This is a genomic window from Erysipelothrix piscisicarius (assembly GCF_003931795.1).
Classification (GTDB): Bacteria; Bacillota_I; Bacilli_A; order Erysipelotrichales; family Erysipelotrichaceae; genus Erysipelothrix; species Erysipelothrix piscisicarius.
Genome location: NZ_CP034234.1, coordinates 1,147,779 through 1,160,037 on the forward strand (window position 1 = coordinate 1,147,779; position 12,259 = coordinate 1,160,037).

Consider the following 12,259-nt stretch of genomic DNA (forward strand, 5'->3'; position numbering starts at 1 on the left):
AAATAGTTTAATATAGGAGGTTTTTATATGGGAACACGAACTATGCATAGCTATGAGACAAAGATGAAAGTTATAGAAATGAAATTGGCAGGCTACTCAAGCAGGTTTATTCAGACTGAACTTGGAATAAAAAATGTAACACAAGTCAAAACATGGTGGAGATGGTATCGAAATGGTGAACACTATCGATTTTCTCAACCTGTAGGCAAGCAATATACTTTTGGAAAAGGGCCTGAAGGAGACACGGTCGAAGAAACACAAAGACTTAGAATTAAATCTTTGGAGCAACAAATTGAACTATTAAAAAAGTATTTGGAAAGAGAAAGGATGTGGTTCCTGAAATAATCATCAAGCTCGTTGAAGAGTATCGCAACACTGTATCTCTTAAAGATATCTTGAATCTTTTTGGGGGACCTAAGTCAACGTATTACCGTTGACTAAAAGAGCAACTAGAGTCTAATAATTATTCTGTCAATGAAGCATTAGTAATTGAACTTTGTAAAGAAAATAAATTTCGTTATGGATATCGAAAAATAACTGCATTAATTCGAAAAGAAAGAATTATCAATAAGAACACTGTTCAAAAGATAATGCAGAAACACCAATGTCAATGCCGTGTTAAGGTCAAACGGTATCGAAAAAACAAAAATCCGAAGATCATTATGCCCAATATCATTAATCGCGACTTTAAATCACTACGTCCTCTAGAGAAATTGGTGACAGATATCACTTACATCCCTTATGGCCATAAGATGCTCTATTTATCTACGATCATGGATTTATATAATGGTGAGATTATTGCGTCTACATTGAGTGACAGACAAAACCTAGAATGTGTGGTTGATACATTAAATCAACTTCCGGATATCGTTCAGCCATGTATTCTTCATTCTGATCAAGGGAGTGTCTATACATCAAAAGAGTATCAACTCAAAGTAAAAAATAAAAGCATTACCATGAGTATGTCCCGTAAGGGTACACCCGCTGATAATGCTCCTATCGAATCGTTTCATGCCTCGCTAAAGTGTGAAACATTCGAATTAAACCCAGAACTAAAGGGTTCTACTGAAATTGTATCACAAACTGTGATAAACTATTTAAAATATTACAATGAAAATCGAATACAAGAAAAGCTAGGATATCAATCTCCCGTAAATTATCGGTTAACTTCATCCTAACTTGGTTTTTTCTTTAGTCCCAAGGAACTAGGTCAGTTCCGTTTAAAGTGTGTTATTTATTGAGGTTTTAGATGTTACTTTGAGTGCAATCCAAACTGCAAGAAGTCCTGCAGTAAGTTTTCCAATCATTAACGGAAGGATTAACTGTGGTTGGAAATTAGCGGTGAATGCGAGATGGTCACCAATAACAAATGCACCACAAACTGAAAATGCTGTAATGGCAATCATTTCACGATCACTCATAGTATCATCAATCATTGCAAATGCTGCGATGACATTTGCAGAACTCGCAAGGATACCGGTCGCAATTTTTCGAGAGATACCTAATTTGTCAGAAAGATTTTCAATGGTTTTTTTAAGTTTCGTTTCAATTAAATAGACCATAGGTAATGCTCCACTTAACATTAAACCAATATACCCTGCAACTTCGAGGGCACGTTCAATATCGATACTGTCCGCAATAATGGGATCAAGAATATAACCACCCAATAAATTGGTAAAGATATGTGTGAAATGTTCGAGAATACTGATTGTAAGAATGACTTTTGTAAAAATCTCAATAAATTTTGAAAAATACTGAAATCCTTTAATCATAAGTTCTGATTTTTTCCAAAGACCTATTGCCATCAAGAGGCAAATGATGATCAGTGGAAGCAAATTTTTAACCAGAATCATCAGTGTCATGTTTAAAAGGATTTGGGGTGCATTGGGATCTGATGATACGATAGTGCGAACCATTGGATTAAATATCATGATAAGAACATTGGTGATGAATACACCTATTGGTATGGTAATAAACCCAATCATTGTACCAACTGAGAGTTGACGGTGGTATTTAACATCAATGATTTTTGTGGCAATGGGAATACTAAATACAATGGTTGCACCTGCCATATAACCAACGGTCATTGAAATAATCCAGGCTTCGTGGGTTTGTGCTAAAGCCGCTGCAAGTTGATACCCACCCATATCAACAGCGAGTAAAGATGTTGCTGCCATTGCAGCATCAGCACCAAAAACGGTAAACAGTGGTGCAATAAATTTAGAAATAAAGATATTGAGGATGGGCAATGCTGCCATAATTCCAGCAATTGGTATAAAAAGACCTCCAATTGCTTCAATTCCTGCAGTAAATTGTTGACCCAATTCGGATTCACTATCTTTAATTGAATAGAAACATCCAATGACAGCACAGGCCATGATGATGTAGATTACAATATCACTAATGATTTTCATAGGTTCCCTCATAGAGCGCTAAGGCTTTGTTTCCATAAGATTTTGAGTTATTATACCAGATTGTAAGATATTCACCTACCGCTGCGCCATTCGATTCTTGGAAAATGGCCCAAACAAACCAATAGTATGATGCAATCGCAATATATGCGATAAAATGACGTTGCATTAAAGGATCCATCGGTGCTTTGTTATAAAGATTGAGGACTTTCATTGCTTCCTCATAAGTGTAGTCGGAGCATGCAATAAAGGTACCAATATCAACCCCTGGATCATCAACGCCTGCATATTCCCAATCAATTGGGTATAATGAATTACCTGAAAATAGGATATTAGGGTCGTAGAAATCACAATGACATAGACGCAATGGAACCTTATCGTTATCAGCATATGCTTTAACGGATTCAACCATCTCGAATAATGCATCAAAATCATCGAAGGCGTTGCGATCTTCGATTGAGAGTTTTTCAATAAAGTCACATGATTTTTGCCATATATTAAATTCGAATTCACCTTCAAGTTGTTGGTCATGCATGTCTTTAATCATTTCGAGTGCTTGTTTTACTTCATCCCATTGATGATAATCAAGTTTTCGTGCTTGTTCAATAAAAAATGAGAGTTTCCAGCCCTTTTCGGGATCCATATAAATATATGAATCATCAAATCCTAATTCTTTTGCTTTATGCTGTGCAAAAAACTCTGATTTACGATTGATGTATTCATCGGTTCCAACACCTGGATGACGGTAGATATAGAATTTTCCATCATATTCAAATTTGAGCGATAGATTGGTGAGACCATCTTTAATCGGTACAATCCCGGTAATATCTGAAACGTTACAGTGAAGGACAGATATAATATTATTGAAAATTTCACTATCTTTTATATCTAAATAGGAAGCATCAAAAGTTTGCAGTTCTTCCAGTGAATCAAACTCTTTTATAATATCTGGGGAGTATACTTCCGCATACATTTCGAATTGATTCATATGTTCAACATATACTTTTTCCCAAAGTTTTGCTTTTGTTTCTTCTTTTGGATACTCTTGTTTAAGAAGTTCACTAAAATCGTGTGAGAACGTTCGATCAAAGAAAACGTGACAGACCATACAGTAATAAGAACCGGATCCGATTCCAATTTTAGTAATGAGCCCTTCATCGGTAAAATCCGCATAATATTCCCCCGTTTCATGGGATGCATGCATTTGAACGGGATATGTTGTTTTATATTCATATTGATTGAATACATTTTCTACGAAGTAGTTATCGGAAGAACAAATGTATGTATTTTTCAATTGATCCAATACGAGCATCAATGTGGATGTGTTATTGTAACGATAATAATCATCATTCACTACAAATTTAACTTGATACTTATCCTCTAAGTAATAAAATTGTTCTTTCATATAACCCAGTACAATTGTAATATCAGTAATGCCTCGTTCATGTAATTGACGAATTTGTCTTTCAATCAGGACTTCACCGTGAACTTTTAAAAGTCCTTTAGGACGCTCATATGAGAGTGGTGCAAAGCGTGATGACATACCCGCAGCCATAATGATGGCATTGTCAACGCGGTAAGATTCCATTGCTTGGGATCCCTTTGCCGTCACCTTACCATCTTGGTCAAGGTAGTTCATCGTTTCAAGGGATTCCTGTGCCATTTTCATTGCTTCATTGAACATTTCTGGTGAGTGTTCAATGCCTGATAAACACTCACGTAATAATTTAAATTGATAGATATTCATGAAATTCTCCTTTTAGTAATTTTATCATCTATGTTCAATAAAGACAATATTATAAAGAAAATGAACATAATAAAAAACAGCATGATTCGATGCTGTTTTGGTTATTTTTATACTATTTTTTACGCTTAAAAAGTTCTACCAATTCACCCGGATTTTCGGAGGAAAGAATCGAACCCATCATGATAAAAATTACAAGTATGAATTGCTTAAAATTAAAGGTCTGATCAACCATAAACTGAAAGAAAAATGCCCATGCTGGATAACTGATATTTAAACCCATTGCTTTACTTGGACCGATTAATGAAATGGATTTATAGTAGAACGAATAGGAAATTGAACCAATAATACCACTGATTACAACCATCAAAAATATTGGGTTCATTACGCTGATGTTTTGAAGCTGATGATATCCGATTATCGGCATAATAACTAGTCCATAAGTTATAAAAGATACAAACTGACGAATTGTTAGCGCAATATGTGATGGGACGTCTTGTTTGAGTGCTGTACTAATTATTACAGCTTCACTCCCCCATCCAATAACACAAATACTGATGAAGACAAGACCGAGTTTTAAGTTTGAAATTCCCATGCTCCCTGTAAAACCCATCAGGATAATAGCGGTGATTGCGATAAATAAACCCAAAATAGTTCGCTTGTTCGGTTTCTCTTTTAGGATAATAAAACTCAAGAGTGCTCCGAAGAGCGGATAGATTGCTGAAATACTTGCTGAGATTGCGGGTCCAAGATGGTTAATGGATAAAATATATGCCCCCATTCCTAGAGGTCCACCCAGAAGGGCCGCGATTGCAATCACCAGCCCTGATTTTGAGCATAAAACCTTAATGAAATTTTTCAATTGATTTTGAAAAATCAGCAGCATCAGTAAAAAGATAAATGACGCTCCATCATGGATAAAGGTCGATATAAGGGGTGCGTTAGACCCAAATGCGATAAACATTGCCGAAGCGAGAACAACACCAATCATTACAGTATCAAGTCCCCAGAATAGTCCTGAGAATAGACCTGTAACTGTTCCTTTATGATGCATTTCGATGATCCTTTAATACTACCTCATGATTTGAAACACGTTCTGACTCTGGCGGTAACTGCATATAGTCTCCGTAGTTTAATGTAAGAATTTCATCATATTCCGCTGGAATTAAAAATTGATGATTTTCAAAGACACCTGCAGTCACGGAGTCTAAGATCGCATTACGAATGAAAGTTGCCTGATAGATTGCGTCATTAAAATTGAATACCAACATATTTGCATACTCCGTTTTATCATTATTGTATTTTCAATCCAAACCTGACGTTTTTATAGAGCGTTGGGAGTAAGAAATTAACACGATAAAAGATTCGATTTAAGTGATAGAATGTGCTTTTAATTAAACGTTTTTTCCCTAAATCTTCATCAGTTACAAATGTATATACAAATAGTGAGATCAATTTATTGTAGAAACTAACTTTTTTCTTTTGCTCGTTACGAAGTTCTAAATCATCTGGAATATTATCATAAGGAAAGATATCAATCCAGACACCATGATTAATATTGAGATAGTCTGTAGATTTCTCTACAAGTTCTACTTTGTTACTTCGAATTTTGCTAAAAGCATGATAGTGATCTTTTTCAGTTTTAAATGATTGGTAAAAAAAATCTTGATTCAATTCTTCAGCTACAACCTGTTCAAATCGGTTAAATTCACTGCGGGACATATTTACATCAATATCATCCTCCCATGGAATAAAGCCTTGGTGACGAATCGCCCCCAGTAATGTTCCAGATGACAACGAATAGATTATGTTGTGTTTTTTACAGATCCGATCAAATTCAATGAGAATATTCAACTCTTCTTGCTGTAGTTTGTTCATTTAGTCCTCCATAGCTAACGCTAAGCGTGCATATTTATGTGCGTAATGGTATTGATCTAATGCATAACTTCCAAACGATTCACCCCTTGCCTGTTTAAATTGAGCCCAAAGTGCCCATAAGTATCCTGACAAACTCACATACATATATAAGATTTTCGTTTCTTGTTTTGTAGGTTTTCGTTCAAGATAGATTTCTATTAATTCTAAAATTCGTGTTTCTTGATGACCAGAGTAGATTGCATGCATGGCAATATCTAAAATTGGATCACTCATACCGGCATATTCCCAGTCTAACAGCCTTAAGGAACCATCATACAGTTTCACGAAATTTGACTCAACAGGATCAATATGACATAAAACTTTCGGACGATCTAGTTGTTTCAAATATTCAATTTCTTCTTCAATCAGTTTTGAAACTTCATTGATATCATCAAATAAAATTGCGTTTGAATCTTTACATAACATCATATAATAAGCAATGCGTTCTTCAAGATCGAACGTATGATCCACGGATATACCACTTGTATGTAACGTTCGCAATATTTTAAATGCTTGGGGAATATCGTCGTGATTGATTGATTCACAATGCTCATAGTACCGTGAAATTTTATACCCATTATGTGGGTTTATATAATAAAGTTTATCTGATATTTTTAAAGGATTTATCGTCTGATATACTTCTGCTTCTTGGCGACGGTTAATGAGTTGCTCAGTTCCTTTTCCAGGGGCCCTAAACACGTATGACTTATTGTTGACTCTAAATATAAATGAATCATTGGTCATCCCCTTTTTCATGGATTCAATACCACTGATGTCTTGGGAAGAAACATCAAAAACATCACAAATAATTGTAATCATTTCATTTTTAGTTTCAGTTAAGTACGATGGATCATAAACACGCAATTCCTCGATGCTTTCAAATTCAAAGATGGAATCCCTTTTGACCTCATTTGAAAAGATTTGAATCTTGTTAATTCGATCAAGCCAACAGTTCTCCCAGTAATATTGTTCTTTTCCTGCAATTTTAATATCACGATTCACAGCCTCGATGATTTCTTTTGACGTCTTGGCATCAAAGAACGTTGGTCCATAGAGGCCTACAACATCCTTACCGCCAATTTCCATATCTGTAATGAGACCGTTAGGAGCTGTGTGTACCGTCCATTCATCCGTTTCCCCTTCGAAATACGTCGTAGCGTACCATGACTTATATTCATACTTATGAAACATATTTTCTGTAATATAAATGTCTGAGGGCATGATTAAGGTGTTTTTCATAACATCTTGGGCATGATATAGGGTTGAAATATTATTGAATCGATGATAATCGGGATTATGAATCAGTTCAACACCATACTTTAAAACAAGGTATTCAAATTTTTCTTTGAGATAGCCAACGGCGACATATATTTTTTTTATTCCAACTTCTTGAAGTTGCTTGATTAAGCGTTCAACCATACGCTCACCGTGAACTTCCATGAGACCTTTGGGAGTATCATAGGTATAAGGTACAAACCGTGAACCAAATCCTGCTGCTATGATAATGGCATTATCGACTTCATATTCTTCAAGGAATCGAAGTCCCTCTTGAGTAATCTTGAAATTATTTACATATCCTCGATTGATGCAATCATTTAAGAGTGAATTAACCTTCCCTAAGGAAAAATTTGTGTGTTTACTTAATTCACGCTGTGATGAAATTTCTTGCTCAAGTAACGTTCTGATTATATAAAATTTCGAAAACATTAAAAACCTCCGTTCAAATTTGCTACCACATTGTAACATTTGAACAGAGGTTTATCAATTACCTTTGGTATAACTTAAGAGTGTTTGCGACAAAAGTATGTGAATCATGTATCAAGTCGTCAAACGCATCAAAAGATACGGTTTGATTTGATTCCAGCGTCTCCACAATCGCATCCAAATCACCTTGTTTGACAATAGTCATAAAAGGATGATCAGCAACCTCTTTATTCCCACCCGTATCGTAAGCGATAACCGGTGTTTGGCAACATAAGGCTTCAATATTTGTAGTTGGATAATTATCCTCGTAAGTTGGGTTTATAAAACGATAAGAGAGCGTGTAATATGCGGCCAGTTGCTCAGCACTATCGGTTCTTAAAACACCATCAATTGAAGCGGGTAATGCCTTCTTTTGCTCCTCTGTTAAACCAATCAGGACAATTTTGTAATCCTCAGAAATCATCGTACTCAATTTAATGAAATCATTTAAACCTTTCCGTTGTTCCCAAATGCTTGCTACACCCAGTAATACGCGTTTTCCTTCGTATTTTTGGCTTAATTCTTGATCATAAGTCGGTTTGAATAGGTCTGTATTAATACCGTTATGAATCACTTCACATGGATATTGCGAAAGAAAACTTTTTGAGAGTAAGTTCTTAAGCCAATATGAAGGCGTAATTAAGGTTAAATTATCAAGTCCGCTAAATGCATTCTTTTTCCATAAGAAATTCTTTTTTTGACGTTTGAAAAGCAATGCCTCTGGATAATCACGTGTTGAATTGCATTCGACACATCCCTCATCCCACATTTTACATCCATGAAAGTCAAAATATGCACTACTACCACTTATTGGCCAACAATCATGGAATGTCCAATAAATCTTCCCTTTATAGGATTTAAGCGATTCAAATAACATTTCAACATTTAAGTAATAGCCGTGAAGGTTATGCAAGTGAATTACATCGGGTTGGTAGGATTCAATTTTTTGAATCAGTTTTTGAGTCGCACGGTTTGAATGAAGACCGTGACGGTTAAAGAGTCGAGTCATAAGAACATGGTTATATGTAGAGCGTTTATCGCCAATATAAAAAGTGTCTGTTTTGTCCTTGGCATCATGACGTCCATAACTGATTAAAACCTCATGGCCTTCTTTTTTTAATCCATTTGCGAGATCGCGTACAATTTTACCAGTACTGCCATAATCACATACCGAATTAATAAATAGAACCTTCATTATTTGCTCCAAACAGTACGATTGATGTAGTCAACATATGAAATGATTATGCGTAATACCTTTTCGGATACATTTGGCATACTGTAATCAGCAACATGGCGCAACGTATTGGGTTCTTGCGTTTCTAATACCGCTAACCCTTGTAGAATACGTTCTTTTCCAAGACCTACCATCATGACCGATGCTTCTTCCATTGCTTCTGGACGTTCGTGTGCTTCACGTAGATTAAGCGCTTTAAATCTCAGAATTGAAGACTCTTCACTAATTGTACCACTATCACTGAGTGTCGCTTTCGATTCCATTTGAAGTTTAACATAATCGTTAAATCCCATTGGTTTCATGATTTTTACAAGCGGATGGAAGGATACACCCTTCGCATCAATCATATTTTTTGTTCGAGGATGTGTGCTCACAATGATTGGCATCTGATATTTTTCAGCAATCGCATTGAGACTATCAACAAGATTTAAGAAATTCTTCTCTGAGTTAATATTCTCATCACGATGAGCGGAAACGACAAAATATTCACCTTTCGTGAGATTAAGTGTTTCTAGAATGTTACTTGCAGCAATATCATCATGACGCGATTGGATTACCTCAAACATTGGGCTTCCAGTTTTAATGACGCGATCTGCGGATAAACCTTCACGCAATAAATACTCACGTGCAATATCGCTGTATGTAAGGTTGATATCAGAAATATGATCAACAATTTTACGGTTTGTTTCTTCAGGAACGCGTTGATCAAAACAACGATTTCCAGCTTCCATGTGAAATATTGGAATCTGTTTTCGCTTTGCAGCAATTGCGCAAAGACAGCTGTTTGTATCGCCAAGCACTAAAAATGCATCGGGATTCACTTCTTCTAAAACAGGTTCAATATTGATAAGAATATTACCAATGGTTCCCACTGGTTTTCCCGTTGCGGTTTCTAAAAAATAATCTGGTTTTCGAAGCTTAAAATCGTTAAAAAAGACTTCATTTAATTCATAATCGTAGTTTTGACCTGTATGAACCAGCACGTGGTCAATTGCATCACTTGATTCTAAACGATTTATCACAGCGGATAATCGAATTATTTCGGGGCGTGTTCCCACGACAGTCATAACTTTTAGTTTTTTCATCTAAACCTCCAAATAGTGTGTATCGGGTGTTTCGGGATTGAACGGTTCATTCACCCACATCACCGTAATTAAATCCGTAGTACCCGTATTAATGATATTGTGCGTATATCCAGTAGGTATATCGATAACTTCGAGTTTATCCCCAGATACATGATATTCTATAATTTCTGTTTCAAAGATATCTCTAAATTGGATACAGCCTTGACCCGAAACAACAAGAAATTTTTCGTTTTTACTGTGATGCCAATGATTCCCCTTTGTAATTCCGGGTTTCGATATATTAATACTTACCTGACCACGATCAGGAGATTTTAAAAATTCTGTGAAGGATCCACGGTCATCACATTTCATATCGAGGAAATAATTAAATTTATCTTTGGGTAGAAAAGCTAAATAAGTACTGTATAGTTTTTTCTCGAATCCATCCTTAAGATTCGGTACAAAAAGGGAATCACGTGACGCTTTAAAAGCATATAATAAGTCAGCAATTTCACCTAAAGTCACATCATAAGATGTTGGGACAGTACAATAGATTTCCTCCACAATGGTAGGCGTTCCATTTATTGCACGTATAAGCTCTAAGACAACATCATCAATATACATAAGATTTAATGAAACATCGGGATCATTAATCTGTATGGGTTCATTTCGTGATATCGCATGACACCATGTTGCAATGACCGTATTGTAATGTGGTCGCGACCATTTTCCAAATAAATTTGAAAAACGATAGATCCAAACAGGTGCTCCGGTTTGTTTTATATGGTTTATCAAAACGGACTCCCCTTCACGTTTGCTTCGCCCATATTCATTATCCAATACTGCTTGAATGCTTGAAGAAACAAGAATGGGCGCTTTATTTTTATTTTTTTCAAGAGCATTACAAAGGTGTTCTGTAAAACCTACATTTCCCTTCTGAAATTCTTCGGGGTCTGTCGGACGATTAATGCCTGCAAGGTGAACGACAACATCTGCTTGAGCACAGTAATCGTCAAGTTCAGAAAGAGTATTATTGCGATCATAAGCAAGGACTTTGTGTCCAAGATGATCTAATGTCGCAATCAGATTTTTTCCAACAAAACCTGATGCACCGGTAACCAGAATTTTCATCTACATCATACCCTTTAGCTCATCTTTAATTTCATAAAGATCGACTAACTTAGCCTTAATTTCTTCTACATTTAGGCGATATGTATTATGAGAGTTATATTCTTGTTCTTCATGAATTTCCTCACCTTCCATGAAATATTTATCGTAGTTGAGATCGCGTTGATCCATCGGTACACGATAATAATCTGTAAGGTCTTCAGCTTTTTCAAACTCTTCTTTTGTTAGAAGGGTTTCATAGAGTTTTTCTCCATGACGTGTACCAATGATACGTGTTCCTTTTTGATATCCTGTGAGTTCGACAATCGCTTGGGTTAAATCTTCGATTGTACTTGCAGGTGATTTTTGTACAAAGAGATCGCCCGGTTCGCCATGTTCAAAGGCAAATAATACCAATTCGACTGCTTCGTCAAGACTCATCAAGAAACGGGTCATGTGGGGATTTGTGATGGTTAATTCTTTACCCATACGAATTTGTTCTAAGAATAATGGAATTACAGATCCGCGTGAAGCCATGACATTTCCATATCGCGTTCCACAGATAACGGTATTGGTTTCTTTCGCAATCCGAGCTTTCGCAACAAATGTTTTTTCCATCATCGCTTTTGAAATTCCCATAGCATTAATTGGATATGCTGCTTTATCTGTTGAAAGACATACAACACGTTCTACACCACAGTCAATAGCAGTTTCTAATACATTATCGGTTCCAATAACGTTTGTTTTAACGGCTTCAATTGGGAAAAACTCGCATGAAGGAACTTGCTTAAGCGCAGCTGCATGGAAGATGTAGTCAACACCACGAACTGCATGAATCAAGGATTCTTTCTGACGAACATCTCCAATATAGAACTTTAAGCGATCATCATTGAAAAACTTACGCATATCATCTTGTTTTTTCTCATCGCGCGATAAAATGCGGATTTCCTTAATATCTTCTTTTAAGAGTCGACGTACTACGGCATTTCCAAATGAACCGGTACCGCCTGTAATGAGTAATACTTTATTTTCAAACATA

At 36.0% G+C, this 12,259-nt stretch carries 10 protein-coding genes and 1 pseudogene; 1 reads left to right on the forward strand and 10 read right to left on the reverse strand.

The window, feature by feature from the left end; genetic code table 11:
• The first annotated feature begins 27 nt into the window (after positions 1–27).
• Positions 28–1,178: pseudogene (locus EEI45_RS05785) on the forward strand (IS3-like element ISErh1 family transposase).
• A gap of 42 nt (positions 1,179–1,220) precedes the next feature.
• Here the strand turns inward: EEI45_RS05785 and EEI45_RS05790 are convergent.
• The 10 genes from EEI45_RS05790 to EEI45_RS05830 form a co-directional block, all read right to left on the reverse strand.
• Positions 1,221–2,414 carry an ethanolamine utilization protein EutH gene (locus tag EEI45_RS05790; protein ID WP_125164496.1) on the reverse strand — a complete coding sequence of 398 codons (1,194 nt, stop codon included), beginning with the start codon at positions 2,412–2,414 and terminating at the stop codon, positions 1,221–1,223.
• Positions 2,401–4,158, reverse strand: a complete 1,758-nt coding sequence (locus EEI45_RS05795) for an NTP transferase domain-containing protein (protein WP_125164497.1) — start codon at positions 4,156–4,158, stop codon at positions 2,401–2,403. Before EEI45_RS05795 ends, EEI45_RS05790 begins: the two co-directional genes overlap by 14 nt.
• 112 nt (positions 4,159–4,270) lie before the next feature.
• The gene (locus tag EEI45_RS05800) at positions 4,271–5,209 is read right to left on the reverse strand and encodes a DMT family transporter (protein WP_125164498.1); all 939 of its coding nucleotides are present in this window, start codon (positions 5,207–5,209) and stop codon (positions 4,271–4,273) included.
• Entirely contained in the window at positions 5,199–5,426 is a 228-nt protein-coding gene (locus EEI45_RS09940) for a LicD family protein (RefSeq protein ID WP_267128103.1), read from the reverse strand. Before EEI45_RS09940 ends, EEI45_RS05800 begins: the two co-directional genes overlap by 11 nt.
• 22 nt (positions 5,427–5,448) lie before the next feature.
• Positions 5,449–6,033: a LicD family protein gene (locus EEI45_RS05805; RefSeq protein ID WP_267128104.1), complete on the reverse strand. Its 585-nt coding sequence runs from the start codon at positions 6,031–6,033 to the stop codon at positions 5,449–5,451.
• Complete coding sequence (locus EEI45_RS05810) at positions 6,034–7,779, reverse strand: NTP transferase domain-containing protein (protein ID WP_125164499.1); 1,746 nt, start codon at positions 7,777–7,779, stop codon at positions 6,034–6,036.
• Positions 7,780–7,837: 58 nt separating this feature from the next.
• A complete protein-coding gene (locus EEI45_RS05815) occupies positions 7,838–9,010 on the reverse strand; it encodes a glycosyltransferase (RefSeq protein ID WP_125164500.1) in 1,173 nt (390 codons plus the stop codon).
• A complete protein-coding gene (wecB, locus tag EEI45_RS05820; RefSeq protein ID WP_125164501.1) occupies positions 9,010–10,134 on the reverse strand; it encodes a non-hydrolyzing UDP-N-acetylglucosamine 2-epimerase in 1,125 nt (374 codons plus the stop codon). Before wecB ends, EEI45_RS05815 begins: the two co-directional genes overlap by 1 nt.
• Positions 10,135–11,244: a polysaccharide biosynthesis C-terminal domain-containing protein gene (locus EEI45_RS05825; RefSeq protein WP_125164502.1), complete on the reverse strand. Its 1,110-nt coding sequence runs from the start codon at positions 11,242–11,244 to the stop codon at positions 10,135–10,137. It lies immediately after the preceding gene.
• On the reverse strand, positions 11,245–12,258 hold the full coding sequence (locus EEI45_RS05830; protein ID WP_125164503.1) for a polysaccharide biosynthesis protein: 1,014 nt from the start codon (positions 12,256–12,258) through the stop codon (positions 11,245–11,247). It lies immediately after the preceding gene.
• Position 12,259: the final 1 nt, after the last annotated feature.

What these genes read in the sequence shown, in the direction of transcription:
- EEI45_RS05810 (WP_125164499.1), bottom strand. Translation starts at nt 7,779, where the DNA reads ATGTTTTCGAAATTTTATATAATCAGAACGTTACTTGAGCAAGAAATT.
- EEI45_RS05800 (WP_125164498.1), bottom strand. Translation starts at nt 5,209, where the DNA reads ATGCATCATAAAGGAACAGTTACAGGTCTATTCTCAGGACTATTCTGG.
- EEI45_RS05790 (WP_125164496.1), bottom strand. Translation starts at nt 2,414, where the DNA reads ATGAAAATCATTAGTGATATTGTAATCTACATCATCATGGCCTGTGCT.
- EEI45_RS05825 (WP_125164502.1), bottom strand. Translation starts at nt 11,244, where the DNA reads ATGAAAATTCTGGTTACCGGTGCATCAGGTTTTGTTGGAAAAAATCTG.
- EEI45_RS05795 (WP_125164497.1), bottom strand. Translation starts at nt 4,158, where the DNA reads ATGAATATCTATCAATTTAAATTATTACGTGAGTGTTTATCAGGCATT.
- EEI45_RS09940 (WP_267128103.1), bottom strand. Translation starts at nt 5,426, where the DNA reads ATGTTGGTATTCAATTTTAATGACGCAATCTATCAGGCAACTTTCATT.
- EEI45_RS05805 (WP_267128104.1), bottom strand. Translation starts at nt 6,033, where the DNA reads ATGAACAAACTACAGCAAGAAGAGTTGAATATTCTCATTGAATTTGAT.
- EEI45_RS05830 (WP_125164503.1), bottom strand. Translation starts at nt 12,258, where the DNA reads ATGTTTGAAAATAAAGTATTACTCATTACAGGCGGTACCGGTTCATTT.
- EEI45_RS05815 (WP_125164500.1), bottom strand. Translation starts at nt 9,010, where the DNA reads ATGAAGGTTCTATTTATTAATTCGGTATGTGATTATGGCAGTACTGGT.
- wecB (WP_125164501.1), bottom strand. Translation starts at nt 10,134, where the DNA reads ATGAAAAAACTAAAAGTTATGACTGTCGTGGGAACACGCCCCGAAATA.